Below are 25,592 nucleotides of genomic sequence, written 5' to 3'. Positions count from 1 at the left end.
AGGGAGAGAAAATCATGAACATTTTTGAGAACCACATACCTGAGGAAAAAGTAAAATTTAATGAACCGCTAAAAAACCATACGTTTATTCAAATTGGAGGCAAAGCGGATATTCTCGTTCATCCGACCACGGTGGAGGAGATCACCAAAGTCGTTGAAATTGCAAACAGCCATCAGCTTCCGCTGACTGTCATTGGCAAAGGCTCTAACGTCATTATCAAAGATGGAGGCATCCGGGGGGTAACGATATCGCTCAGTCGTTTTGACCAAATCAAGGTTGATGGTACCCGCATCATGGCTCAGAGCGGTTCCGATATTATTGACGTATCCAGAACTGCTTTGGATTACAGTTTGACCGGGCTGGAGTTCGCCTGCGGCATCCCTGGCAGCACGGGAGGCGCTCTATATATGAATGCCGGTGCCTATGGCGGGCAGATCGCTGATGTTATCGAAAAAGCAACGGTCATTACGCGTGATGGCAGCATTGCAGTGATCCCTCGTGAAGAGATGAAGCTGAGCTATCGCAACAGTCTCTTCAAGATGGATCATTATATTATTCTGGATGCCGAATTTACGCTTAACATCGGTGACAAGGAGCAGATCTCCAGCAAGATGAAGGAGCTAACTTTCCTTAGAGAATCGAAACAGCCGCTGGAATACCCTTCTTGCGGTAGTGTGTTCAAACGTCCGGAAGGATATTTTGCCGGTAAACTGATTCAGGACTGTCAGCTGCAGGGCACGCGTATCGGAGGAGCTGAAATCTCCATGAAGCATGCAGGGTTTATCGTTAATGTGGACCATGCCACAGCCAAAGACTACGAGGACCTGATTCAGTTTATTCAGAAAAAAGTGTGGGACACGTTCCAGGTTGAATTGGAAACCGAAGTAATATTCCTTGGAGAATATTAATGTTGAATAGGATATATAACAGTGGAGCATGGTGCATGCATAGAGCATGACCAGTCACCGCAAACAAGATGAAGCCGCCGTATGGCGGCTTTTTTGGCGATGAATTATCGAAGTGGAATAACGAATTACTGAAACAAAAGAACGAATACCATAATTATGGTAATATTAGATGTGTTTGTGAACTTCGTTTATGCAGTTCATCTATCTTCAAGAGGGGGAGTCGACAGATGCATAAGAAAAAAAGGAACATGCTCAAGATTATGACTATGTCGGTAATATTCTTAACACTCGCTGTCTTAACATTTTTTGCATATATCTATGTAAAAGAAAGCCCTGGCGGTCTTGCTGATCGCATGATGTCGAAAGCATTAGGCATGCAGGACAGCATATTACGTATTCCTAACGCCAGCACACCTGAGGAAGCCCTTGAGCAGTTCAGAGGCCCATCCGAGGCGACCCAAATTGTTCATCAAGAGCCTGTTGATGGCGGAATGATCTTATTTACACAACGAACAAACAGTGAAACATCCAGTAATCTGCAGCTGGAGTATGTACGTAAAAATTGGTTTGGCTGGAAATGGGTATGGGGCGGAGGTTACGGAACTGATGAAATTGATCCGTCGGAGTTTGCTTTGTATTATATGAACATGCCTAAGCTGGAGGAGATCAAGACCCCGTTTCCAATGGTGTTTGGTACGATTGAACACCCGGCAATCCAGCGTGTCATCGCTGAAACAGAACAGAATGGCTCTATCAATGCAGCGGAAGCCAAGCTGATTAAAGTGGATATCGAAGAGTATATCTGGTTTGCGATGCTGCCGGTCTCGGAGGATGCACCCTACACAATCAAAGTATATGATGAAGAAGGTAAACAGGTGGGCAGGAAACGAGTTGAAATGGCGAGTGATACCGGATCACTAACGCTGGGAAAAAGACCAGCCTCCATGTGATCCGTGTATACTCGGTATGCCCCAACTCGATAACGCCAAGCTATTTCACTGCGCGGTTCGCTTTCACATATTTGAGCTGAGCCACGATAATCACACTGATAATGACCAGCAAGAACCAGGAACTGATCTTGCTGAAGCTCACGAGCTGCCAGCTGTCATGCTGATCCGGATATTTCCAGCCATTAAAGAAGGTGGCGATGTTCTCCGCCAGCCAGATAAAGAAACCGACTATAATGAAGGCAAGGGACAGCGGCATCCGGTATGTCGCAGAGCGTACCCGGTAGATAATCCATGTTTTCCAGAAGACAATAAATACGAGCGCTGTCAGCCACCAGCGAAAATCCGGAATAAAGTGATGAGTGAAAAAATTAAGATAGATGGCTCCGCCGAGCAGAAAAGACGGAACCATGCCAGGCCAGCCGGTCATATCCATACGCAGCCTGCGCCAGATTTGACACATGAAGCTCGCTACACTGGCATACATAAATCCGCTGTAGAGCGGGACGCCAAGTATTTTAGTATATCCCGGTTCAGGGTAAGACCAAGATCCCATATGTACTTTGTAGATTTCCAACATCAGACCGATCAAGTGAAACAGGCAGATCACCTTGATTTCGTCCCATGTCTCCAGTCCGCTGCGCAGCATTATACATTGGATGGCGAGCAGGATGAGCAGGATCGCATCATAACGATAGATATAAGGGAATTGGAAGACACTTGAAAGAGCCAGTGTACCAAATATGGCCACAGGAAAGATGCAGCTCATGGCTTGGTGATAGCCGAAGTGTAATAGTTGGATGATCGGTTTCATCGAGAGCATCTCCTTTAAGACAACGATTCATAAGTAAGTTTGATTATGCGGTATGATATATAATGTAATATATCAGCTCTACATTGAAAAAGAGAAAAAATCGCCGAAGAAAGTTCCTGTTATTGCCCTCATTCGACGCACTGCAGAGCTTTGAATGTATATTCTTTCTTGCATATGCTAAAATAGAGTTCACACTTTACAAGAAACAGGGAGGCCGTCATGCAACTGATACAACCACAAGATATCCAGCTTCGGCTCGATCGCCTTGTCAATCAGGATATATATATGCATCTTGAAATGACGACGGGCGCTTATGCTCAACATTACGATAGTTCACGGCATCCGGCTTCGGCATTTATCACCAATGCGGCCATTCGATATACACAAGGCTCCATTTCAGGTGAAGGACCATACCGAGTCGGTCTGAAGACGACAGATGGCTGGGTATATGCAGAAGGGCTTACCCATATTGATGAGCAGGAACAAGAAAGACTGATTATGGCCGGCCATGACAGCCAAGGCAAACTGGTTGTTGCGCTCGAGCTGAGCCGGGAGAAGTTCTAATGGAAGTGGAGGAACAACATATGACAAAGAATGCACATGATGAGCATCAGCGCATCCTGGTGGTTTATCCCCATCCGGACGACGAAGCATTCTCGGTATCAGGCACGTTAGCCAAATACATTAATGGTGGAGCACATGTTACATATGCTTGTCTGACCTTGGGTGAGATGGGACGCAACATGGGTATTCCGCCATTTGCAAACCGTGTGACCCTGCCATCGATCCGCAAAGAAGAGCTTATTGAAGCAGCTAGTGCAATAGGTATTCAGGATCTAAGGATGCTGGGTTTTCATGATAAAATGGTAGAGTTTGAAGATCCTCAATTGCTGGATGGCAGCATTATGGCTCTTCTGGAAGAGATTAAGCCTTCACTGGTCTTTACGTTCTATCCTGGATTCAGCGTACACCCTGATCATGATGCGACTGGAGCTGCCGTGATCAGAGCGGTCAGTCGTCTTCCGCTGGAAGAGCGTCCTGTCGTTCACTGCGTAGCTTTTTCTAATAATCATGAGCAGCATATTGGCAAGCCAGATGTAACCGTAGACGTAAGCGAGTTTTTGGAGCAAAAGCTGGCTTCCATTCGCGCTCATCGTTCGCAGTTCCAGGCAGCTGAGCTGCTTGGTAATCGCAAACTGAACGATGAAGAGCTTCAGTCTCGTTTTGGCCGTGAGCGGTTCTGGACCTATCCGTTGGCATAACGATTTTCACATACTGAATTTTCGCACCGTTTGCCGTTCCCGGCACGCGTGTTCTTAAAACCGCCAAATTGGCGGTTTTTTTGATTCAATCACAAATTGGACACAAAAGCAATCAAGCTATAGCCTGATGGGGCTATATGGGAAATTGTTCATTTTCGATACACTGTGTGAAGGACTGGGATAACGCTTTCCTGTAACGCCATAGAGCAGGAAAGGAGGGAAATGAAAAGAATATGGACGAAAAATGTACAGGAATTGGGGGCGTACACATTCTGAATGTAAGTCATGGGAGGGAGAGCAATCCCAACCAACATGGTAGTGAAACCAAGCAAATAAAAAATATCTGGCTTGCGCTCGTCGGTTTGTTTACGTTCATACTGGGACTGCTGACTGCGCTTCATACCGCCGGGGCCGCAGCTGGAATTCGGGAGAATGTACCGCTGCAGCCGATTATAGACCAGGCGCCTGCTGGAGCGGTCATTGATCTAGAAGCTGGAAGCTACTCAGGTCCTGTTGTGATTACGCAGCCGTTAACATTGGTTGGGGATAAGTCAGTGACGATTGTGAATGAGCAGGATCAAGCTGCAGTATCGATCCAGAGCGAAAATGTGAAGCTGAGCGGATTTACAATTGAGCATAACGGCAGCCAGCCAAGTGCAGCCGTGCAGGTCACAGGAAGGGATAACGAAATATCGGGGCTTACCATTCACACCAAAGGAGCCGGATTGCTCCTGCGTGAAGCAGCCGCCGCAGTGATTCGTCGTAACACGGTTGAGTGGGCAGGAGCCAGCACCGCCTCCAGCAGTCAGAAAGGCAATGGCATCGATCTCTACAATTCCGATAACAGCCGAATTGAAGGCAATAGAATTCAGGGAGTACTCGACGGAATTTATCTGGAGAACAGCCGCAATGCTGCGGTGAACGATAACCGCATGATTCGGACAAGGTACGGCATTCACTGTATGTATATTGATGGATCGTCAGTGTTGAATAACACGGGGGAAGAGAATATGACAGGTGCCATGATCATGGGGGTCAAAAAGACCACAGTATCCGGCAATACCTTTCGCAAACAAAGCACGAATGTTCATTCCCAAGGTATGTTGTTATATGACGTGCATGAGTCCAGGATTCACAGCAATACGGTTGAAGGCAACCGTGTGGGCATGAATATCGCCGAATCCTCGGACAACGAGATCGCTGATAACGAATTGCTTCGTAATTTCGTTGGAATCCAGATGGTGCTGGCAGAGGGAAATGAATTTACGCATAATCGCTTTATTTCTAACGTCATTGATGCTTCTGCCGTGGACAGTAAGGATAACAGGTTGAAGCAAAACTACTGGGATTCGTTTCAGGGACTGGATCTGAATCGGGATGGTGTAAGCGATATTTCCTATGCGATCAATCCGTTTTATGAACAACTGGTGAGCCGCAACGCTGCATATCAGCTGTTTTTTCAATCACCAGGCATGGTTTTTCTGAGTGATCTGCATTCGGAAGGGAAGAGCAGCTGGACAACGGATGAATCACCGCAGATGAATCTCGGGCAGGAGCAGCCTGCATCATCTGGATCAGCCGGGACAAACGGTTCAAGTCTGGTTTCAATGATCGGTGTACTTTTACTCGGTTTATCTGCAGGTACGATGATTTATATGGGGGTATGGAGAAAATGAGGAATAAACGATGGATTTTGGCGATGATACTTCTGTTAGGTACAGTAATGTTAACGGCTTGCGGCCAAAAGTATGCGGCGGTGCCGATTAACGAGGACGTGGATATCTGTGCTGTTTGTAACATGCAGGTGAAGGATGATGCGTTTGCCACACAGCTCATAACGAAGGACGGTAAAACGCTCAAATTCGATGACCTCGGCTGTATGAACCAATGGAAAAAAGAAAATGGCACCGACAATATTGGTATGGATTATGTGCGTGATTATAACGATAAAGAATGGATCGAATTTAACAAAGCAACCTATGTGTACGATTCTTCGCTGAGAACACCTATGGCCTACGGCATAGTGAACTTCAAGGATAAGGCATCTGCTGAAGCATTCGTGACGGAGCAGGGAGTAGGCAAAATGATGAACGCAGATGAACTTGCCTCTCATGAGTGGACTCAGAATATGGATAACATGAATATGGAAGGACATGGGCATGGCCACGATCAAGATGAGGCGGATCAAGGTTCGGATCATGATATGGGCGAGGGCATGCATCAAGAGGGGGAATCGGAAGAAGGATCAGGCAGCCACTGATGCGGATAAGGAATGGTGAAGCCAATGTCTGATATGATACACATCGCCAGAAGAGAGTTGAAAATGGGATTTCGCAATCCTTGGGCGTATTCATTTTTAGTTCTTTTTTGCACATTCAGCCTAAGTTTATTGCTCCTCAATGCACAGAATCCGGTTCAAGGTTATTCGGGTGCAACGGGTTCCATGCTGAATCTCATTCTTTATCTTTTACCGCTGATGACGCTGTTCCTGGGTTCATTCTCTTTGACCTCTGAGAAGGAAGACGGCAGCTGGCAGCTTCTATCGACTTATCCCATAGGTACGTTATCCTTCATTACAGGTAAATATGTTGGACTGGCAGCCGTACTGCTGACGATTGTGGCCTTTGGGTACGGACTGAGGGGATTGATCAGCGGGCTGCTTGGCAATCCGGTGGATCTGCTGACCTATGTTCTGTTCCTGGCTTTTTCCTGCGGGCTTGTCCTGTTATTTCTAAGTATAGCGCTGCTCGTTGGCTCGTTATCACGCAATCGCTGGCAGGCTTTGACGATTTCCGTATCGATCTGGTTCTTCGCCATTATTGGCTGGCCTGCATTATTACTTGCGGTATTAGGACTCATGCCTTATCTGTGGATCAAACCGCTTCTTGTCGTACTGACCTTTCTGAACCCGGCGGAACTTGTGCGTCTGTATGTTGTGATCAAGCTTGGCGGAGGTTCTATCCTGGGACCGGAGTATTATCAATGGGTGACCTGGGTGCAGCAGCCGAGCGGCAGCGTCATATTTATCGGGATATGCCTGTTATGGATAAGCCTCTCCATCCTCGTGGTTTATGGAATATGGGAAAGGGGGCGCTCTCGTGCATAAACCGGAAGTAAGCGTGAATGAACTGGGCAAACGAATTAAAAATCAAACCATTGTGGATGATATCACCTTTCGTCTGGGATCTGGTCATGTGCTCGCCGTATGCGGCGGGAACGGTGCAGGCAAAAGTACCCTGCTGAGCATGCTTGCAGGCATTCTGAAGCCAACCTCAGGGGAGATTATGGTGAATAACGTGAGCTGGTCACAGGATCGAAAACAGTATGCGAACCAGATCGGTTATATGCCGGATGATTATCAATTCAGCCAAGGACTGACAGCCGAGGAAGCTTTATTATTTTGGGCTTCTCTGCGCAAACTTCCTCGAGAGAGGGTGCGGGAAGTGTTAGTCATGGTTGGACTCGACCAGCAAAAACATAAACGCGTTACGACTTTCTCCAAAGGGATGCGGCAGCGTGTGCTGTTTGCTCAGGCGATGCTTGCGAGGCCTGCGCTTCTGATTATGGACGAGCCTACCAATGGGTTAGATCCCTTCTGGATGCAGGAGTTTGTGCATTTGCTGCGAGATATCAAGCAGGAAGGGCACATGGTCGTGTTCTCCACACATCAGTTGGAAGTGGCCAATGACATCGCAGATCAGGTGCTGTTTATGAATCAGGGACGGAATGTCGGGGAAGGTACTGCGGATGCCATTCGGGAGCAGTATGGTTCGCTTCATGCTGCTTTTCATCAGAGGAGTCTCGGAATAAAGTGAAGGTGACGTTATGGAAAACAAACCGCAGCAGAATGAGCCGATGATCAGGAAAAAGCGTGGATTTCAAGTCAGACGTATATTAACGATTGTGACTATGATTGCAGCTTTGTTCGCTGGCATATGGGCCGTTACGACGAATTGGTCCGATTCCGAGTCGAAACGCAGCAATCCCATCCGGACAGGAGCCGAAGCTCCCGATTTTACAGCGGTGAATTCCAAAGGAGAGCAGGTACGGTTATCCGATTACCGGGGCCGAGCCGTGATGATCAACTTCTGGGCTTCCTGGTGCACACCTTGTGTAAGAGAAATGCCGCTAGTTCATGATTTAGCACAGCAGAACGCAAATAACGTAGAGACACTATTTGTCAATGTGGGGGAGAGCAAAGGTACCATCAACGAGTTTATGAAAAGCCATCAGTTCGATTTCCCGGTAATCATTGATGCAGCGGGTAAGGTATCGAGTCTGTATCGTATTACGGGTCTGCCAGCCACAATGGTCATTGATCGCTCGGGGCAGTTCCGCCATATTTTGCTCGGTGAACTGACAGAGGACATTCCCCTGCAGCAATGGCTGAAAGAGAGCATGTGATGGGATCGCTTATAAAATAAAGTGAACAAAAAGGCCGGAATCCTGCATGATACCAGGATTCCGGCTTTTTAAAACAATTCTGCTTAATGTATGACAGGTGATTCTCCAGGTTATTTCAGTACCGGAGCCGCAGCATTCTTTGCTCGCGCAATCCGTGCAGCCTCGACCATATTTTTCAGGGAAGCAACGGTTTCTTCCTGTCCACGGGTTTTCAAACCGCAGTCCGGATTGATCCAGAACAGTTTCGGATCAAGCACACGCAGCGCACGGTCGATCATGCTGCTCATTTCTTCCACGCTTGGCACACGCGGGCTGTGGATGTCATATACGCCAAGTCCAATACCGAGCTCATAGGTATTCTCCTCGAAGCTGTGAATCAGCTCACCGTGGCTGCGGGATGTTTCGATCGAGATAACGTCTGCATCCATCGCTTCAATGGAATCAATCATATCGTGGAATTCGCAATAGCACATATGCGTATGAATTTGGGTTGTTTCCTGTACGGTGCATGTCGAGATGCGGAATGCTTTGACAGCCCAATCCAGATAATCAGCTTGTTTATGCTCCTTAAGCGGCAGGCCTTCCCGAACGGCAGGTTCATCGACTTGAATCATGCCGATGCCTGCTTTTTCAAGAGCTTCAACCTCTTGTCTAAGTGCATAAGCCAGCTGATAAGCGATCGTCTCCCGTTCAACATCTTCCCGTACAAAAGACCAGTTCATGATGGTGATCGGTCCGGTCAGCATGCCTTTTACAGGACGATCTGTTTTCGACTGTGCATATTTGGTTTCCTCCACCGTCATTTCACCTATAAATTCGACATCCCCGAAAATAACCGGCGGTTTCACGCAGCGTGATCCATAGGACTGCACCCAGCCATATTGCGTAAAGGCAAACCCTGCGAGCTTCTCTCCGAAAAACTCAACCATGTCGGTACGCTCGAACTCACCATGAACCAACACGTCAATGCCGATTTCTTCTTGGATGTTAATCCAGCTGTCAATCTGATCACGGATAAAGGAAGCATACTGTTCATTGCTCAGTTCGTTTTTACGCCATTGCTGGCGTGCTTTCCGTACTTCAGACGTTTGCGGGAAGCTTCCGATCGTTGTAGTCGGGAAGAGCGGCAGCTGCCATTTCTCCTGTTGGGCAGCATGACGCTCAGCAAATGGGCGTGAGCGTTTAGGCTCTTGTACACGGATGGAAGCAACAGCTTCGTGTACCGCTTTGCGATTGCGATCTTCAGAACGCTGCAGCGCCTGCAGTTCCAGCTCCGCTTCGTTAATTTTAGCGGTAATGGCAGCATCACTGTGTGACAGTGCTTTTGTCAGAATAACGATCTCATCCAGCTTTTCATCTGCAAAAGCAAGGGCGTTTTTCAGCTCGGGAGCCAGTTTTGCTTCCCGCTCGGTTGTCACAGGCACATGCAGCAGGCTGCAGGATGACTGCACAATTAACCTTTCAGGGGTAACGAGTGAAGTCAGGGTGCCCAGCAGTGTCAGCTTGTCCTGAAGGGATGCTTTCCAGATGCCGCGACCATCAATGATGCCTGCTCCAAGCACTTTGTCTGCCGGAAAACCATGAGTTTGAATGGATTGCAGATTACCTTCAAGACCATGTACGAAATCAAGGCCGATGCCTTGAACCGGTAATGTGATGATCTGCTTATAGTTTTCCACAGATTCGAAGTACGTTTGCAGTACAATATTCAAACCCGGAACAGCGGATGCAAAGGCTGCATAGATTCTGTTCAGACGCTGGATATCTGCGTCATTCAATTTGGTGACAAGAACCGGCTCATCAATCTGTACCCACTGTACGCCAGCGTCTGCAAGTTCTTGCAGTACCTGAGTGTAGAGAGGAAGCAGCTGATCTAGCCAAGCGTCCGTTTCGGATGCACTGTAGCCTTTCGAGAGCTTCAGGAAGGTCAGCGGTCCAACGATAACCGGTTTGCCCTCAATGCCGAGTTTCTCTTTGGCCTCGAGATAGGCGATTAGCGGTTTATTCTCGGTTAAAACCGGCGAAGCATCGTTCAGTTCAGGTACAATATAGTGATAGTTCGTATTGAACCATTTGGTCATTTCACTAGCGGCGGCATCTTTCGTTCCTCGGGCGATGCCGTAGTAGACGGAGAGAGGTACTGTACCTCCGTTATAAGCGAAGCGTTTTGGCACAATACCAAACATCACGGCTGTGTCCAGAATATGATCATAATAGCTGAAGTCGTTTACCGGAATCAGGTCGATACCTTTGGCTTGCTGCTTGCGCAGGTGGTCTAAACGAATCTCTTGCAACTTCGCATGAAGTTCATTCTCTTCTAATTTTCCTGACCAGAACGCCTCCAGTGCTTTTTTCCATTCCCGATCGGCTCCGATCCGCGGATACCCCAATACGCTGCTTTTTGTCATTTGCCATTACCCCTCTGCAATGTGTTAACAACAAGGTATCACAGAAGCATGGTTATTAAGTAATTCCATTAAATTATATCCAGCTATAGCTTTGTGCTATAACAAGAGAGGACTAAAAGATAGAGGAGTGGGGACAAGGAAGTTAAAAGGGAAGGTTTGATAGCGAAGGTGATTTAAAGCAGTAGATGCCACCATTGAAAGAAGATAATCTGCTGTGGAAGTAGACATAGGAGCGTTCCAATGGTTAACTAGGCTTATGGCAAGAAGGAAGGGAAGGCGGCATCTGTGAATCTGTTTTACGTTCAGTCGATTGTAGGTGGAGTCAGTAAAGTGAAAAGTTTTCTGGAAGACAACTATGTGGGCATCCCGTGGTCAGCACTGGGAGATCTGGAGCAGATATCGTTGGAGCAGGTGCACGAGCTGTTGGAGCAGCGCTATGGACTTGCTGGTGATGAGCGGAGTGAAGCTGCGCAGACGATTAAGCTGTTTGCAGACGTAATGAACGACGGCGACTATGTCGTTATGAAGGATGAGGATTGGATGTATGTCGGAGACCTTGGTGATTATTATTATGACGACTCCATTGGCACCAGCGACGACTTCATTTGCCACCGCAGGGGCGTAACCTGGCTTGGTAGGGTACCGCTGGAGGATATTAATGAACATATGCAAAATTTGCTTCAAGAACCAAACGGAGCTGCCCAATTCAGGTTGCCTGTAACGCAGGCGAGGCTGGATCAGGTTCTTAAGGGGAATAGCGCTGCAGCGGAGACTATTGGGACAGCATTAAACCAAGAAACTCAGCCCGCAGCACCAGAATCATTCAAAACGCTAACACATGAACATACAACTCCACGAGTGGAGCAATCCATGATTGAGGCCGCACTGGATGTACTTCAAGAAGCACTGCAGAGCAAAGATGAACAATTGCGAGTCCAAGCGGCAGCCGCGATTTTGCAATATGCTAAGTCATAATCCCATCTTCAATGTGGGGCGTTGAAGTTATAGAATAAAAGGGACAACCGCCATGGTTGTCCCTTTGCTGTGTATTTATAAAAAGATAAGTAACAATGTTCCTGCCGCAAAGCAGTAATAAGAAAAATACTTCAGATTGCCTCGGGCCATAATGCCCATAAACCATCTCATCGAGAAATAGGTAACGACCAGTGTGGTGATAAACGCAATCAGGTAAGGAATAGCAAGCTGGGCACGATTAGGATCATGCGCTATATCTGAAGCGCCCTGAATCACACCGCCGATACTGATCGGGATGTAGAGCATAAAGGAGAACTTTAACGCCGTCTCCTGCTTCATGCCGACTGCAATAGATGAAATGACGGTAGCACCCGAACGGCTGATGCCCGGAATAAGAGCAACGGCCTGAGCGAGTCCAACCAGCACGGCATCCTTTGTTTTTAAATCACCGTCCTGTTTGCGACCGCGCAGATTACGAATAAGCCAGAGCGCCACACCTGTAATTAACAGGGCCACCGCAACCGTATAAACAGATGAGAAGATGCTCTCAATCTGATCCTTGAACAGCACAGCAGCAACGGCAGCTGGAATCGTACCGATGACGATATATAAGCAAAACATAAAGTCAGCCCGATATTCCGGTTTACGAGTTGTTAAGTAACCCCATCCACCGGTAATCAGCTTCATGATGTCTTTCCGAAAAATAAAAACAATGGAAATTAATGAGGCGGTGTTCGTCAAAATTTCAAATGAAAGGCCATTTTGCTTCAGTCCCATTAGCCGCTGGGCAATAATTAAATGGCCGCTGGAGGAGACCGGAATCGGCTCCGTTGCCCCTTGAACAATACCCAAAAAAAAGTACTTTAACCACAGTATAATCTGATCCATCTTGTCCTCCTTGAAACATTTCTCTACATTCTCAAAAATCATGTTCTAAAATCATTCTCTTTGTTAAATCTCTCTATCCACTCTAATGATGATAGCCTTTTAACTTACCAGATGGCAAGTTTGGAATGAAATTGTCAGTGGAAATGGGATGTATATTCTCTTTTCTCACTTAATAGACGAAGTTTGGAATGAATATATTAAACTTGTATTGTCAAAAGGCTAGAGTCGTGATATCGTTGATAACGATTATCAATATCATTTGATTTATAGAATCCAATACATTAAAGGTGGGGTTATTTTTGCGTAGTACAAAAAGAAGTTCAATATGGATCATGATGGCGCTTGTTTTCATGCTGATCTTGAGTGCATGTGGTCAGTCTGCTTCAAATACAGCTAAAGATGGGGCGGGGAAGACTACTGTATCATCCGATGCGGGAAGCAAAACCAGTAACAATTCAGATGGTACGACAGACACAGGAGCAGGTGCAGAAGATGAGATGGTTTCATTCCAGTCTGATGCCGGTGAAGTGAAAGTGCCGAAAGATCCTAAACGGATTGTGGATCTGACGGCCTTCTCTACGGGATACTTTGTCGCACTGGATGCTCCAGTGGTGGGGGCAGCTGCAGGTGCAATGAACAACAAATACATCAAAGAGCAGCTTGCTGCACAAGGAACAGCAGATTTAGGTGATCAGCCGCCAACACCAGAGCAGCTGCTGGCTCTTAAACCGGATCTGATTATTGTGTACACTGGTACAGAAGGCATCGACAAGCTGTCACAGATTGCACCTGTGGTTCAGATCGAGTATGGTAAGCGCAATTACAAAGACTTGATGCTGGAGATGGGTAAACTTACAAACAGAGAAGATGCAGCTAAAGCCTGGATAAGCAAGTGGGAAACTCAGATTAACGAATTGAAACCAAAGGTAGAAGCAGCTGTAGGTAATCGTACCGTATCGATCCTGAATCCGTATGATAAAGGGTTGTATGTCTTCGGTCATAACTATGGCCGCGGGGGAGAGATTATTTATGGCGAGTTTGGACTAAAAGCCCCAGCCAAGGCTCAGGCAGAAGCAATTGACAGCGGAACAGGCTGGGCTTCCATTTCGGTTGAAGTGCTGCCGGACTATGCAGGGGACATTATTTTTACCAGCCCGTGGTCCGGGGATACGAGTGATTCCAAAAAGGTATACGAGAATACACTATGGAAGAACCTTCCGGCAGTCAAAGCCAATCATGTGTTTCAGCTAGATCCATCGTCTGACACCTATAATGATCCTGTATCGCTGGAAGGACAGCTTAAATTCATTACGGATAGCTTGCTTTCGGCATCCAAGTAGTTTTTCTGAAAGCAGACTTCGATGATAGAAATATAGATCATTGAAAAAAGGGAAGAGGCTCTCACTGTCTATGGTGGAGCCTCTTTGCGTGGAACGGGATCATCAACAGACAGATGATGAGTCCTTTCTCTTGTTCTGGGAGCTTACCGCGTGCTCAGCGTTAGGAGCCAATGCGAATTTATGAATGTTTTCCGTTCCGGCTTCAATGGCCTGCTGATAATAGCTGCGCTTATGTTCGATAACCTCCATCGTTCTCCGGAGTTCCTCCATCTTTGCTTCAACGCTGGCTTTGCGCTCAGTAAACATGTCGTATCTTTGTTTCAGTGTTGCGTCACCTTCGGAGCACCAGGCAATGAAGTCTCTGATATCCTTAATTGGCATTCCGGTTGCCTTCAGACACTGAATAATCTTTAGAAAATCGATATCCGAGTCTTTGAACTGCCTTGTTCCGGTCGAATTACGTTCGACGAAAGGCATCAGACCTTCTTTGTCATAGTAGCGCAGTGTATATACGGTCAGGTTCAATTTTTTGGCGACTTCACCAATCGAATAGGTCATGGCTCAGATGTTCCTTTCACTTCGAGATCAGATTGTAATAAACAACCGTTATAGGTATGAATTCTACAGCGCAGTGAATTCTATCATGCGGTCAGGATCGCTGTCAAAACATGAACTTTTTAAGAAAGTGGGCTAAAACATTTGACTTAGAGTTAACTATAGGGCTTAAGATCAAGTGGTATCCAAAATCATGAGGAGGTTATTACATTGATTACAGCTAAAGCTAGAGCCGTGGACGGACCCGATCAAGCCTTTCGTTCCGCAGAGATTAACCGCCGTGATCTGGACACCACGGATGTATTGATTGAGATTAAATTTGCCGGCATCTGCCACTCGGATATTCATACTGCTCATGGGGAGTGGGGTCTAGTCAATTATCCACTCGTACCGGGCCACGAAATTGCCGGTATTGTAACCGAAGTTGGTAGTGGTGTAACAAAATATAAAGTAGGCGATCGTGTAGGTGTTGGATGTATGGTCGACTCTTGCGGTGAATGTGAGAATTGCCGTAAAGGAGAAGAGCAGTACTGCCTGAAGGGTAACATTCCAACGTATGCAGGAGTAGACAAATACGGTGAGCCAACCCAAGGTGGTTATTCCACACATATCGTGGTAACCGAGAATTTTGTCGTGCGAATCCCCGATAATATCGAGCTGGATGCAGCGGCACCGCTGCTGTGTGCCGGAATTACCACCTATTCTCCACTGCATCATTGGGGCGCTGGTCCGGGTAAGAAGGTTGCTGTGGTAGGTATGGGCGGCCTCGGTCATATGGCGGTTAAAATTGCACATGCCATGGGAGCCGAAGTGACGGTACTTTCTCAAACTCTCAGTAAAAAGCAGGACGGCTTACAGTTTGGTGCAGACCACTACTATGCAACGAGTGAACCGGAAACGTTTGAGAAACTGGCAGGAACATTCGACCTGATCATTAATACGGTCAGTGCCAGCATCGACATCAATGCCTATTTCTCGCTGCTCACACTGGACGGTACACTTGTCAATGTAGGGGCTCCACCAGAGCCGCTCGCCGTAAATGTGTTCTCGCTGATCGGTCATCGCCGTTCATTCGCCGGTTCAATGATTGGCGGGATTCGGGAGACACAGGAAATGCTTGATTTCTGTGCGAAGCATGAGATTGCACCCAGCATTGAAGTCATCTCGGCCGATCAGATTGATGAAGCATACAAACGGGTGCTTGCGTCAGATGTGAAGTATCGGTTTGTTATTGATACCAGCACGATATAAGAAGGGAAAACGTTATTCAGGCGTTCAATAGTTAAAACAGCAGCTGAAAGCCCCTATTTCCATGACGGAGAGAGGGGCTTTTTTTCCTGTATGCTTTTATTTTTCGGCCATATACGAGTTTATAGGGCACCTACAACCGCGTGAGGAATATAAGGTTCTTCCAGAAAGGCGATGTCCTCTGCGGACAGCTTTCCCAGACAAAACCGGGATACATCCATTCCTGTGCTGCCAAGTTTGACGTATTCCATCATATTCACGTTTCCTTCCATTTGCAGATGGTTTCAAAAATAGAGATCGGAGTACTGTCTTCACTATTATGTCATATTCTCCGAATGAAATTGCAGTTTATTTCGATCAAAAGTTGGCCTGAGTCAATCCAAATGTGAAAGGGATCGTAAATATAAAGGAGGAGGTACTAAAAAAAAGCCCCTTACTAATAAGGGACTTGTGTTTAAGTATAACTATATTTGAAATTGAGATTACATGAAAAGTATAAAAGAAAAAGATTGAACGTAAAAATTCGCCGTGATATAATCATGAGCGCAGTTGTAAATTGAATGTAATTCAAATGTTGAATCATTTTTCTCCTACAATAATGATACAAGGAATTCTTCGATTTGTCAACGCGCTTTTTTATTCCAATATATGGGTTTAGGGGTGGTTGAGCTTATGGCAGAAGCAGATGAGTGGTTGATTGAAAAAGAAAGATTGGCTCATGTCCGGAAAGAACTGCAGACAAGACTTGAGGCACTTGAACCCAAGGTTTCAGGACTGGCAGATCAGGCCGCCGAGATTCGCAAGCGTTTCTGGGAAGAAGTGACGATAAATACTGGTTCGTATACGGACTTTGAAGAAGCTTATTATACGATTAATCAGCAATCACGGGTTTTGGCTGAGCGGGAGCGGGGTCACAAGCTCTTGCTGCAGCAGTGGAAAAACGTAAACCGCTTACTTCCGCTGCCCTATTTTGGGCGCATTGACTTTAGAGAGAAGGGGCAGGGATATACAGAGCAAATATACATTGGAGTATCTTCTTTTACGGATGAGCAGGGTTTGAATTTCCTCATCTATGATTGGCGAACGCCAATCGCTAGCCTCTATTATGATCATGGTTCCGGCCCTGCGAATTACGAAACACCCATGGGGCAAATTGAAGGAACCGTTGAGTTGAAACGCCAGTTTCAAATTCAGGATGGTCAGCTGAAAGGCATGTTTGACGCGGGTGAGACGATTGGAGATGCGCTTCTTCAGGAGGTGCTTTCCAAAGGTGCAAGTTCCCAGATGAAAAGTATTGTAGCGACGATTCAAAAAGAACAAAACGCCATTATCCGGGATGATCGGAGCCGAATGCTGATTGTACAGGGAGCAGCGGGCAGCGGTAAAACATCTGCAGCGCTGCAGCGAGTGGCCTATTTGTTATATAAATATCGCCAGACTGTTAAGGCCGATCAGATGGTTCTGTTCTCACCTAATCCAATGTTTGCAAGTTACATCTCGACAGTGCTGCCTGAATTAGGTGAAGAGAATATACAGCAGACAACGTTCCAGGAATATTTAAACTATTGGCTTGGTTCCGCTTTGGATCTGGAGGACCCCCTTGACCAAATGGAATATGTGTTAACCGCAGAGAAAGAAGCTGGATATGCCGCACGAATGGAAGGGATTCGATATAAGGCATCTACACCATTTCTGGAGGCACTTAAAAGTTACGGGGAATGGCTGGGCAGGGAAGGCATCCAATTTATTGGCATCCGATTTCGGGAACGGGAGTTAATCACTTCGAAAGAAATGAAAAGGCAATTTTCAAGTTATGATGACCGTTTGTCTTTACCGAATCGGATTCTGTTGTTACAGGAATGGATGCTGAAGGAACTGGCTCTATTGGAACATCGCGAGCAGGCTGCTGATTGGGTTGAAGAGGAAATGAATTATCTGGATATGGATGACTATGCGGATGTTTACCGCAAACTGCACAAGGAAAAGCCTGTATTCGAAGTAGCGGAGCAGTATGCAGCCCGTGAAAATGCAGGTAAACATCCTGATCTGGATGAAGGAGCACATGATTATATGGAGCGGGAGGAAGAACTGCTTCGCCGTAAAATTGTGAAAGTGAAGTTTAAGCCGCTGAGACGGCGTGTGCGTAAATTTAAATTTGTGAATGTGCAGGCGGCGTATGAGCAGTTATTTGTAGACGAGGCTGAATATAAAGAGCGAACCAACGGTGCTGCTGTTCCACCTCACTGGAATGAAATCTGCCGCCAAACGAGAAACATGCTGCAGCAGAATAAACTGTTCCATGAAGATGCCGCTCCGTATTTATATGTAAAAGAAATGATTGAAGGTCTGCGCATCAACTCGGATATCCGTTATGTGTTTGTGGATGAGGGGCAGGATTATTCTGCTTTTCAGTATGAATATCTCAAAAAACTGTTTCCACGTGCCCGCATGACGGTACTGGGGGATTTTGGGCAGGCCATCTACATGCAGGCTACGGAACTTGCCGCTGCGGATTCCCCTCTAACCAAGCTGTACGGAGCCAAGGATACAACACTGATCAGACTGGTGCAGAGTTATCGCTCGACACGAGAGATTGTTGAATTTACGCGGGAGATGCTGCCAGGCGGTGATGAGATTATTGCTTTTGACAGAAGGGATAAGAAGCCGCTTCTGATCCATGCAGAAGCTGGTGAGCGGCATCGTGACGAGTTCATCCAAGTAGATATCGCAGCGCTTCAAGCGGATGGATATCGGTCGATTGCGATCATAACCAAAACGGCAGCCGAGAGCCGTATGGCCTATGAGCGTTTACAAAAACAGGGCATGAAAGACCTGCTGCTGATTACAAGACAGACCGAACAGTTTGAAAAAGGATTGATGGTTATTCCGGTCTACCTTGCCAAGGGTGTTGAATTCGATGCGGTGCTTGTATATGATGCCTCAGCGAATCGATATGGAGAAGAGTATGACCGCAAACTCCTCTACACGGCTTGTACTCGCGCCATGCATCGGCTGCATCTATATACGGTGTTGGACTGGTCTCCATTTGTTCAGGCCATGCCTGCACATCTGTATGAATTGAAAGATGTATAAATCAACTCTACTGAATGGGAACCGGAATACCGTGCATGCATATGCTCAACATTTGATTGGGCGTATGTATGTTTTTTTTGGAGTTGTTCAATGAGTTTTCGTGTTAAACAAACGATGTAATAGGTAGAAGAATGCAAGATTTTGTGCATGTAGTACAACTGGAAGTCTGGTAAAATAAAGCAAACTTGAATATAAATTCAGGGATAATATAAAGGATGCATAAGCGTTAAAACCAATGTGAAACAGGAGGCGGCTTGGGATGAACAAACCGATGATTGGCGTACTGCCTTTATATGATACGGACAAAAGTAGTTATTGGATGCTCCCTGACTATATGAAAGCTATTGAAGATTCAGGTGGGATACCGGTCATGCTGCCGTTAACGACGGACGAGGATATCATCACAACGCTGGCGAACACCTTTGACGGATTTCTGTTTACCGGCGGACATGATGTTAACCCGGAACTGTACAAGGAGCAGATGCTGAGTGTTTGTGGCGAGTTGTGTACGGAGCGGGATATGATGGAGGCTTTTCTATTTAAAAAAGTGATTACACTGGATAAACCCGCCTTCGGCATATGCCGCGGGTCTGAGCTGTTTAACGCGTTATTAGGTGGAACTTTATATCAGGACATTCCTACAGCGCTTAATACGGATCCGCAGGTTAATCATCAACAAAGGCCACCCTATAGCCATCTTGTACATTCAGTACATATTGAAAAGAATACGATACTTCATCATATCCTTCAGACCGAGCAGATTCAGGTGAACAGTTATCACCATCAGGGCATCAAAACGTTATCTGATCAATTAACAGCTGCAGCAATTGCGGAGGATGGATTGGTTGAATCCGTCGTTATGCAGGGCAGTTCATTTGTACTCGCTGTTCAGTGGCATCCGGAGTACAGTTATGCAGTGGATGGGTACAGTCAGCAGCTGTTTGCTGCTTTCGTGAGCGCCTGCAGCCCAGCTCGATTCGAGAGTCTTAAACAGGATGTTAAGGATATTACAGCCTGAATCTAACACACAAAAAGGGAATAGATCATTAAAAACCCCTTTCAAGTACATGTTATAGCATGTACTTGAAAGGGGTTCACATTTTCTCTGAACGATCACAGGGTATGCATTATTTCATCGTGTGAACAATCAAACCAATATGAGTGAAGTAGTTGAGTACCCCAAAACCAACAAAAATAATACCTGCAATAAGCCACAAGTACTTCACAGTGCGCATGAGCTTCGGATTAGGATTATCTTTCAGAAGAAAGGGGAAAATACATGCTCCAACCCCTGTCATGGCAAATAATAAAGACATGAATGATGCTTCGATCATCGGATAATCAGCAAACCAGCCTGAAATGGGTTCTTCCGGGGGAGCTGCGAATAATTGAAAACCAACACCTGCGAAGCTGATGGAGATGAGAGCCATACCCATAGCAGCAGCAAAATAGGAAAGCGGTCGGAGAAGGTAGGGCAGTTCAGCCCGAAGTTTTCCGGATATTAACGTTGAATCTTCTAAGTTCAAACCGGCTCTGTGATATTGATTGGATTTTCTCCAAAGAATGATCGTCGCCCCCCATAATAAAGCACCAAAAGCTAAAACGGGTTCACCGAAAATAATATCGTCGAAAGGGAACCCGACCTTGGATAAAGGCCATGTCAATGTCATGTGCGCACCCGTCAGGATTAAAATGAAACCCGTAATCCCGAACCCGACAGCCCAGCCTTCCAAGTGAGTAACCTTGGATCGAAACACATCTGCACTGAATTTAAGAATCATTAACAATGCAGCTCCTGCAGCAACAGACATCAATGTGTTATACATTGAAGTCGCTGACCAATCAATAATCATGTAATATCGAACTCCTTATATTAAAATGAACATGCATTAGCATATAACTTAATTTGTGAAATTTCAAATCCTTTTTTTTAGAAATATAAAGATATAATATGGCGGCAGCATAAAGAGTTTTATTTGAAGGTTGACAATATGTAAAATTTAAAACAAAATATATGCTATAGCATATAGATGGTGATGACACGGTGTGAATATGTGATCGGCCAGAGAATGAAACAAATCCAGTGTAATTACAGACTCATGGGCCGAATACATGGTACAGCATGTATATGATCTGCGACCTATATGCATAAACCAATGTAAGAAGGAAGGGAAGGATTGCTGTGTTTACTTTTATTACGGTTTTACAGGTTCTATTAGGTCTATTTTTCCTGATTACAGGAAGCAAAATTATTTCGGGTAAGATGGCCGATGAATTCAAACGTTTTGGCCTGCCCTCTTTTTTTAATGTCTTGACCGGATCGTTTGAGATCGTTGGAGCCATGGGGATGATTGCTGGAATATGGATCCCTGATCTTGCATTTTGGGCAGGTCTGCTGCTGGGCGGTACGATGTTTGCTGGTGCATTCACATTGATTGTTTTGGCCAAAGATCCAATACAGAAGGCCATTCCTGCAATCGTTTTGTTTGTTCTCAGCTTGATGGTATCCCTGTATCATTTCTTCTAAGCGCTGCATAGGGAGGAGAAGCAAGATGGAACTACTGCAGTCACAACAAATTTTAATTGTTGAAGATGAGCTGCGAATTCGTAATCTTCTAAGGTTGTATTTAGAGAAGGAAGGTTTCCTTGTTGAAGAAGCTGTCACAGGAGACACGCACATCAAACGAATTCGGGAAAAGCTGGATGAGATTTCTCCTGATTCCTCCTCCATGATCAATACCGTATGGGGATTGGGATATAAATTGCAGATTCATGAGCTGAGAACTCGATTAAAATAATCACTTTTAGCCGCCTCATTTCTTAAAGCGTGCCGTTTGTAACATTCGTTCAGATCACCTATAATTGGGTATAAGAAAATGATGAATGAGGGTACAGCAATGGACTTATACAATGTGACTGGTTTTTTGATTCACCGGACGGACCTCAAACTAACCAATTATTTTATCAAACAATTGAAACCATACGAAGTCACCCCTGAACAGTGGAGTATTATTTCGTATATGGATATCGATAAAGCTACGACTCAGAAAGAACTCGCAGAGGCTATTGATCGGGATCAGACCACTGTCGTTCGAATGATTCATTCGTTAGAGCGTAAAGAAATGGTTCGACGTATAGTGAATGATCAAGATAAACGTTCGCATCATTTATATTTGTCTCCCAAAGGAGAAGAAGTGAAACAAAAGTTGTTGTTAACGGTCCAAGAGGCCGATAATTATGTTACACGCGGTATACCGCCTGAGGAACTGGAACAGCTAAAAGCAATTTTAGAGAAACTATATATGAATGTGCGAGAGGATTAAGTGAATTTGAGATAGTGATTCGAGAACACATAAAAGATGCTATAGCATGTATGTAAAAGCGCGAATTCAGAAGGGGAAAGCTATGTCGTACCTTTTGCAAAATGTGAAGACCTCCTCAGTTCATGAGGAGGTCTTTTGTTGAGCATAGGTTATGACTTCATATCAGACTTGATGTTCACTTCGTTTTTAGCATTAAGAGTCTCAATCAACTTTTCACCTTCAACGTCCAGATTAGGCAGCAGGCGATCAAGCCATTTTGGAAGTGTCCAGGCCTTGTCGCCAAACATCGCCATAATTGCAGGTACGAGCGCCATTCGGATGACAAAAGCATCAATGAGAATGCCGACAGCAAGCGTGAACCCAATCTGTTTAATCATCACATCATCGGTAAAGATGAAACCGGCAAATACCGAGACCATGATAACTGCTGCAGCAACGACGACGCGGCTGACCTGATTATAGCCATGCACAACGGACTCGGTGCCGCGGTGACCATGCACATACGATTCACGCATGGAGCTCACCAGAAAGACCTGATAATCCATGGCAAGACCGTAGAGAATCCCCGTGACGATAATCGGCATGAAGCTAAGCAGGGGGCCGCCTGTATCGAAACCGAAGAGGGAATGCAGCCAGCCCCATTGGAACACAGCTGTCGTGATCCCGAATGTAGCCAGGATGCTGAGCAGGAACCCAATGGTTGCTTTAATAGGAACGATGATGGAGCGGAACACGAGCAGCAGGATAATTAATGAAAGCAGGATGATAATGCCTACATAAATCGGGAAAACCTGAGCCAGTTTCGCGGACATATCAATATTTACGGCGGTCAGACCAGTAACCCCGAGTTTGACGTCATACGTTTTGGCCATACTTGAATCTTCCGAACGAAGATCGTTCACCAGTGTTTTCGTCAAGTTATCGTTAGGACCTGTTTTGGGTATGAGACTGAAAATAGCTAGATCCTCTGTCATGCCTAAAGGTGAAACTTGTGCCACATTATTCTGGCTCTGCAGCTCCATGGCGAGTCCGCCCAGAAGCTCTGGCGTCATTTTTGCAGAAGGATTACGTGGTTCGGCTGCAAGGATTAGTGGTCCGTTGAAACCTTCGCCAAAACTTTTCGAGATCGCATCATAACTCTGTCTTGCATCCGTATCCAGATTTGCCGAGGAAGCTCCCGGAATGCCCATATCCATCTTGGTAATGGGGATAGCGGCAAATCCCAGAATGAGAACAATCGCAATAACAGCAGCCCAGCGATTTTTGATAACGAACTTCACCCATCGATCAGCCACACCATGACTTGTCGATTCCGATGAGCTGACCACCTTGGCACGGGCTTTTTTGGAGCAGATTCGTTCACCCACAAGACCAAGCAGGGCAGGCAGCAGCGTTAGTGCTACAAATACATTAATGAGCACTGTGGCCGCTGCGACTAAAGCCATCGTCGACAAGAAGGCCAGTCCGATGACAAGCATACCGCAGAGGGCAATAATAACGGTTAAACCTGCAAAGAACACGGCGCTCCCTGATGTGCCGATTGCACGTGCAGCAGCTTCTTGTGCGCTCAGGCGCTGATCGATAATCATCCGGCGCTGGCGATTGACGATAAAGAGCGCATAGTCAATGCCGACAGCCAGACCCACCATCAGAGCCAGAACGGAGGTAACACTTGGCATGTCAACAAATTTGGAGATCGAGAATGCTCCCCCAACTCCGATGGCCACACCGAGCAGCGCTGTAACCAGGGGCAGACCCGCTGCAACAACGGACCCGAGAGTAATCAGCAATACGATTACAGCAATGACCAGTCCGACAATCTCGGCTGAACCCACACCGATGGATACCGATTTAAGCGTTTCACCAGGCAGTACTTTGATCTGTGTTCCTTGTTCAACCTTCATCACCGATTGAATGACGGAATCGAACACATCTTGAGTTATGGCAGACTGTTCAATCGTGAACTGGAACTGAAACAAGGCGGTACTTCCATCGGATGCAATCAATACCCCTGGAACAGGCACGTTGTTTACAATTAGAGGACCGTATGGAGGCGGAGAAGCCGCTCCCTGCTGCGCCATGTTCATGGATTGAGCTGCTTCGGCAGATGAACCTGAACCGCTTGCTTGTGCTGCCGCATAGTCGGCAGGGTTAATGACCTTGTCCAGTCCATATACTTCGCTGACGCCTTTCATAATGGCAGCTAGTCGTTCAGGTGTATCCAGCCGCTCGTTATCCGGCGCTTTGAACACAACGCTTCCTTGACCGCCGGAGGCGGCAGGCAGTTCTTTTGCGAGCTGATCCAGAACCTTCTGTGATTCGGTGCCCTCAATCTTCATTTCCGAACTGATGTGAATACCGTTCATGCTGATCATAGAGATCACTATTCCTAGAATGAGAACCCAGCCAATAATAAAATAACCGGGTTTGCGAAAAGCGGTTTTTCCTATTTTGTATAATAAGGTAGACATTTCTCTAGTTTGCACTCCTTCTATTATAAGTATGTGAGTTGTGATGATGCAGAATGAGTGGAAAGGCTAAAACCCTTTTCGCAAATGATCAAACACCGTTTCCATAAAATGATCAAAGGAAACTGCATCGGATCGATCATGGGAAGCGATATTCTGCCCAGGCAGCAGCACGTGAAGTCTTCCTTCAATTAAGGGAAGCACGGTACCGTAGATCGCGCTGATCAGCAGGTACGTATAAATCTCGTCGTATTGTCCATTCGACAAGTCGAGCAGCGTTTCTTGAGCCTGCGTCTGCAGTCGGTGCATGGCAGCTAAATAATGAGGTTCAAGCACGGGATAGGTCCGGGATAAGATAACGAGCTGATGCAGTCTGCCAATCAATTCCGACGTGAGCTGCATTTTTACCAGCTCGTACAGCAGGTCCAGTAACGAAGCATTCTCCGGAAGTTGGGTAAGCAGCCGTTCAAGTTCAGCTGTATTTGTAACAGAAATGGCTCCCAGGGCAACCGCTTCTTCTTTACATGTAAAGTAGTTAGCAAATGTTCTGCGCGAGCATCCAACCTGCTGAACGAGTTCTTCTACCGTGAATCCGTCAAGTCCATGCTCCATCGTAAGGTCAAAAGCGACTCGGGCGAGTGCTTTCTCCGTAGCTTCTTTTTTAAGGTGCCGCAGTGTTCGTTTCATGGTTTTTACCGCCTATGCGTTCACCTCCTTTTGATGGATTAATTGAAAAAACAAAGGGAATTCTAAGGAATGGAATCATCATATCAATAACTTGCTCATTGTGCAAATTTACTCATTGTGCAATTGTTTTGTTATGAATGAATATCCAAATTGAACTTATGAATATACATTATTGACAAGTGGATATGCAGCTTATAATTGCAGCTGACGGAGTATCTGGATCTTTCTGCTCAGCTGCACACAAGTGCACGGGATTTATGCTTGAACCGAAC

At 46.1% G+C, this 25,592-nt stretch carries 24 protein-coding genes and 1 pseudogene; 17 read left to right on the top strand and 8 right to left on the bottom strand.

Annotated features, from left to right (window positions below):
* Positions 1–14: 14 nt before the first annotated feature.
* Both murB and ABXS70_RS12445 read left to right on the top strand, forming a co-directional pair.
* Positions 15–908: a UDP-N-acetylmuramate dehydrogenase gene (gene murB / locus ABXS70_RS12450; protein ID WP_342555944.1), complete on the top strand. Its 894-nt coding sequence runs from the start codon at positions 15–17 to the stop codon at positions 906–908.
* A gap of 227 nt (positions 909–1,135) precedes the next feature.
* The gene (locus ABXS70_RS12445; protein WP_366296105.1) at positions 1,136–1,858 is read left to right on the top strand and encodes a hypothetical protein; all 723 of its coding nucleotides are present in this window, start codon (positions 1,136–1,138) and stop codon (positions 1,856–1,858) included.
* A gap of 40 nt (positions 1,859–1,898) precedes the next feature.
* On the opposite strand, the gene ABXS70_RS12440 is transcribed toward ABXS70_RS12445, so the two are convergent.
* Positions 1,899–2,669 carry a DUF817 domain-containing protein gene (locus tag ABXS70_RS12440; RefSeq protein ID WP_366296103.1) on the bottom strand — a complete coding sequence of 257 codons (771 nt, stop codon included), beginning with the start codon at positions 2,667–2,669 and terminating at the stop codon, positions 1,899–1,901.
* Positions 2,670–2,888: 219 nt separating this feature from the next.
* Here ABXS70_RS12440 and ABXS70_RS12435 point away from each other — a divergent pair, with 219 nt between their 5' ends.
* The 7 genes from ABXS70_RS12435 (at position 2,889) to ABXS70_RS12405 (ending at position 8,335) form a co-directional block, all read left to right on the top strand.
* Entirely contained in the window at positions 2,889–3,233 is a 345-nt protein-coding gene (locus tag ABXS70_RS12435; protein ID WP_366296101.1) for a YojF family protein, read from the top strand.
* 20 nt (positions 3,234–3,253) lie between these two features.
* Entirely contained in the window at positions 3,254–3,931 is a 678-nt protein-coding gene (gene bshB2, locus ABXS70_RS12430; protein ID WP_342555948.1) for a bacillithiol biosynthesis deacetylase BshB2, read from the top strand.
* Between the two features lie 233 nt (positions 3,932–4,164).
* A complete protein-coding gene (locus ABXS70_RS12425; RefSeq protein WP_342555949.1) occupies positions 4,165–5,607 on the top strand; it encodes a NosD domain-containing protein in 1,443 nt (480 codons plus the stop codon).
* A complete protein-coding gene (locus ABXS70_RS12420; RefSeq protein WP_342555950.1) occupies positions 5,604–6,191 on the top strand; it encodes a nitrous oxide reductase accessory protein NosL in 588 nt (195 codons plus the stop codon). Before ABXS70_RS12425 ends, ABXS70_RS12420 begins: the two co-directional genes overlap by 4 nt.
* Before the next feature lie 24 nt (positions 6,192–6,215).
* Positions 6,216–7,037: an ABC transporter permease gene (locus tag ABXS70_RS12415; RefSeq protein ID WP_366296098.1), complete on the top strand. Its 822-nt coding sequence runs from the start codon at positions 6,216–6,218 to the stop codon at positions 7,035–7,037.
* Positions 7,030–7,746, top strand: a complete 717-nt coding sequence (locus tag ABXS70_RS12410; protein ID WP_366296096.1) for an ABC transporter ATP-binding protein — start codon at positions 7,030–7,032, stop codon at positions 7,744–7,746. Before ABXS70_RS12415 ends, ABXS70_RS12410 begins: the two co-directional genes overlap by 8 nt.
* 10 nt (positions 7,747–7,756) lie before the next feature.
* Positions 7,757–8,335, top strand: a complete 579-nt coding sequence (locus ABXS70_RS12405) for a redoxin domain-containing protein (protein WP_366296094.1) — start codon at positions 7,757–7,759, stop codon at positions 8,333–8,335.
* Positions 8,336–8,445: 110 nt separating this feature from the next.
* On the opposite strand, the gene metE is transcribed toward ABXS70_RS12405, so the two are convergent.
* The gene (metE, locus tag ABXS70_RS12400; protein WP_366296092.1) at positions 8,446–10,743 is read right to left on the bottom strand and encodes a 5-methyltetrahydropteroyltriglutamate--homocysteine S-methyltransferase; all 2,298 of its coding nucleotides are present in this window, start codon (positions 10,741–10,743) and stop codon (positions 8,446–8,448) included.
* Between the two features lie 285 nt (positions 10,744–11,028).
* On the opposite strand from metE, the gene ABXS70_RS12395 reads away from it, so the two are divergent.
* Positions 11,029–11,718 (top strand): hypothetical protein, encoded by a 690-nt coding sequence (locus ABXS70_RS12395; protein WP_342555955.1) that lies wholly within the window; start codon positions 11,029–11,031, stop codon positions 11,716–11,718.
* A gap of 75 nt (positions 11,719–11,793) precedes the next feature.
* Here the strand turns inward: ABXS70_RS12395 and ABXS70_RS12390 are convergent, their stop codons facing one another.
* Positions 11,794–12,606, bottom strand: coding sequence for an undecaprenyl-diphosphate phosphatase (locus tag ABXS70_RS12390; protein ID WP_366296090.1), 813 nt, complete (start codon positions 12,604–12,606; stop codon positions 11,794–11,796).
* Between the two features lie 299 nt (positions 12,607–12,905).
* Here ABXS70_RS12390 and ABXS70_RS12385 point away from each other — a divergent pair, with 299 nt between their 5' ends.
* Positions 12,906–13,946 (top strand): ABC transporter substrate-binding protein, encoded by a 1,041-nt coding sequence (locus tag ABXS70_RS12385; protein ID WP_342555957.1) that lies wholly within the window; start codon positions 12,906–12,908, stop codon positions 13,944–13,946.
* Between the two features lie 102 nt (positions 13,947–14,048).
* Here ABXS70_RS12385 and ABXS70_RS12380 read toward each other — a convergent pair whose 3' ends face one another.
* The gene (locus tag ABXS70_RS12380; RefSeq protein ID WP_366296088.1) at positions 14,049–14,504 is read right to left on the bottom strand and encodes a MerR family transcriptional regulator; all 456 of its coding nucleotides are present in this window, start codon (positions 14,502–14,504) and stop codon (positions 14,049–14,051) included.
* 207 nt (positions 14,505–14,711) lie between these two features.
* Between ABXS70_RS12380 and ABXS70_RS12375 the strand changes: the two genes are divergently transcribed.
* The gene (locus ABXS70_RS12375) at positions 14,712–15,752 is read left to right on the top strand and encodes an NAD(P)-dependent alcohol dehydrogenase (RefSeq protein ID WP_366296087.1); all 1,041 of its coding nucleotides are present in this window, start codon (positions 14,712–14,714) and stop codon (positions 15,750–15,752) included.
* Between the two features lie 119 nt (positions 15,753–15,871).
* Here ABXS70_RS12375 and ABXS70_RS12370 read toward each other — a convergent pair whose 3' ends face one another.
* Positions 15,872–16,003, bottom strand: a complete 132-nt coding sequence (locus tag ABXS70_RS12370; RefSeq protein WP_342555960.1) for a hypothetical protein — start codon at positions 16,001–16,003, stop codon at positions 15,872–15,874.
* Between the two features lie 418 nt (positions 16,004–16,421).
* Here ABXS70_RS12370 and helD point away from each other — a divergent pair, with 418 nt between their 5' ends.
* Together helD and ABXS70_RS12360 are read left to right on the top strand one after the other, a co-directional pair.
* On the top strand, positions 16,422–18,842 hold the full coding sequence (gene helD / locus ABXS70_RS12365) for an RNA polymerase recycling motor HelD (protein ID WP_366296085.1): 2,421 nt from the start codon (positions 16,422–16,424) through the stop codon (positions 18,840–18,842).
* 259 nt (positions 18,843–19,101) lie between these two features.
* Positions 19,102–19,860, top strand: coding sequence for a gamma-glutamyl-gamma-aminobutyrate hydrolase family protein (locus tag ABXS70_RS12360; protein ID WP_366296083.1), 759 nt, complete (start codon positions 19,102–19,104; stop codon positions 19,858–19,860).
* Positions 19,861–19,969: 109 nt separating this feature from the next.
* Here the strand turns inward: ABXS70_RS12360 and ABXS70_RS12355 are convergent, their stop codons facing one another.
* Positions 19,970–20,653, bottom strand: coding sequence for a DUF981 family protein (locus ABXS70_RS12355; RefSeq protein ID WP_366296081.1), 684 nt, complete (start codon positions 20,651–20,653; stop codon positions 19,970–19,972).
* Between the two features lie 365 nt (positions 20,654–21,018).
* Between ABXS70_RS12355 and ABXS70_RS12350 the strand changes: the two genes are divergently transcribed.
* The 3 genes and pseudogenes from ABXS70_RS12350 (at position 21,019) to ABXS70_RS12340 (ending at position 22,165) form a co-directional block, all read left to right on the top strand.
* A complete protein-coding gene (locus ABXS70_RS12350; protein WP_366296632.1) occupies positions 21,019–21,369 on the top strand; it encodes a DoxX family protein in 351 nt (116 codons plus the stop codon).
* Between the two features lie 136 nt (positions 21,370–21,505).
* A pseudogene (locus ABXS70_RS12345) lies at positions 21,506–21,640 on the top strand (helix-turn-helix domain-containing protein); the annotation flags it as partial.
* A gap of 99 nt (positions 21,641–21,739) precedes the next feature.
* Positions 21,740–22,165, top strand: a complete 426-nt coding sequence (locus tag ABXS70_RS12340) for a MarR family transcriptional regulator (RefSeq protein WP_366296079.1) — start codon at positions 21,740–21,742, stop codon at positions 22,163–22,165.
* Positions 22,166–22,314: 149 nt separating this feature from the next.
* Here the strand turns inward: ABXS70_RS12340 and ABXS70_RS12335 are convergent, their stop codons facing one another.
* Both ABXS70_RS12335 and ABXS70_RS12330 read right to left on the bottom strand, forming a co-directional pair.
* Positions 22,315–24,636, bottom strand: coding sequence for an MMPL family transporter (locus ABXS70_RS12335; protein WP_366296077.1), 2,322 nt, complete (start codon positions 24,634–24,636; stop codon positions 22,315–22,317).
* Positions 24,637–24,702: 66 nt separating this feature from the next.
* Positions 24,703–25,320 (bottom strand): TetR/AcrR family transcriptional regulator, encoded by a 618-nt coding sequence (locus tag ABXS70_RS12330; RefSeq protein WP_366296075.1) that lies wholly within the window; start codon positions 25,318–25,320, stop codon positions 24,703–24,705.
* Between the last annotated feature and the right edge of the window lie 272 nt (positions 25,321–25,592).

Source organism: Paenibacillus sp. AN1007, assembly GCF_040702995.1.
GTDB lineage: Bacteria > Bacillota > Bacilli > Paenibacillales > Paenibacillaceae > Paenibacillus.
The sequence above is the reverse complement of the archived record's forward strand: the minus strand, read 5'-3'. Positions and strand labels throughout refer to the sequence as shown.

Coding starts and splice junctions, on each gene's coding strand:
- murB (WP_342555944.1), top strand. CDS start 15: ATGAACATTTTTGAGAACCACATACCTGAGGAAAAAGTAAAATTTAAT.
- ABXS70_RS12445 (WP_366296105.1), top strand. CDS start 1,136: ATGCATAAGAAAAAAAGGAACATGCTCAAGATTATGACTATGTCGGTA.
- ABXS70_RS12440 (WP_366296103.1), bottom strand. CDS start 2,669: ATGAAACCGATCATCCAACTATTACACTTCGGCTATCACCAAGCCATG.
- ABXS70_RS12435 (WP_366296101.1), top strand. CDS start 2,889: ATGCAACTGATACAACCACAAGATATCCAGCTTCGGCTCGATCGCCTT.
- bshB2 (WP_342555948.1), top strand. CDS start 3,254: ATGACAAAGAATGCACATGATGAGCATCAGCGCATCCTGGTGGTTTAT.
- ABXS70_RS12425 (WP_342555949.1), top strand. CDS start 4,165: ATGGACGAAAAATGTACAGGAATTGGGGGCGTACACATTCTGAATGTA.
- ABXS70_RS12420 (WP_342555950.1), top strand. CDS start 5,604: ATGAGGAATAAACGATGGATTTTGGCGATGATACTTCTGTTAGGTACA.
- ABXS70_RS12415 (WP_366296098.1), top strand. CDS start 6,216: ATGTCTGATATGATACACATCGCCAGAAGAGAGTTGAAAATGGGATTT.
- ABXS70_RS12405 (WP_366296094.1), top strand. CDS start 7,757: ATGGAAAACAAACCGCAGCAGAATGAGCCGATGATCAGGAAAAAGCGT.
- metE (WP_366296092.1), bottom strand. CDS start 10,743: ATGACAAAAAGCAGCGTATTGGGGTATCCGCGGATCGGAGCCGATCGG.
- ABXS70_RS12390 (WP_366296090.1), bottom strand. CDS start 12,606: ATGGATCAGATTATACTGTGGTTAAAGTACTTTTTTTTGGGTATTGTT.
- ABXS70_RS12380 (WP_366296088.1), bottom strand. CDS start 14,504: ATGACCTATTCGATTGGTGAAGTCGCCAAAAAATTGAACCTGACCGTA.
- ABXS70_RS12370 (WP_342555960.1), bottom strand. CDS start 16,003: ATGATGGAATACGTCAAACTTGGCAGCACAGGAATGGATGTATCCCGG.
- helD (WP_366296085.1), top strand. CDS start 16,422: ATGGCAGAAGCAGATGAGTGGTTGATTGAAAAAGAAAGATTGGCTCAT.
- ABXS70_RS12360 (WP_366296083.1), top strand. CDS start 19,102: ATGAACAAACCGATGATTGGCGTACTGCCTTTATATGATACGGACAAA.
- ABXS70_RS12355 (WP_366296081.1), bottom strand. CDS start 20,653: ATGTCTGTTGCTGCAGGAGCTGCATTGTTAATGATTCTTAAATTCAGT.
- ABXS70_RS12340 (WP_366296079.1), top strand. CDS start 21,740: ATGGACTTATACAATGTGACTGGTTTTTTGATTCACCGGACGGACCTC.
- ABXS70_RS12335 (WP_366296077.1), bottom strand. CDS start 24,636: ATGTCTACCTTATTATACAAAATAGGAAAAACCGCTTTTCGCAAACCC.
- ABXS70_RS12330 (WP_366296075.1), bottom strand. CDS start 25,320: ATGAAACGAACACTGCGGCACCTTAAAAAAGAAGCTACGGAGAAAGCA.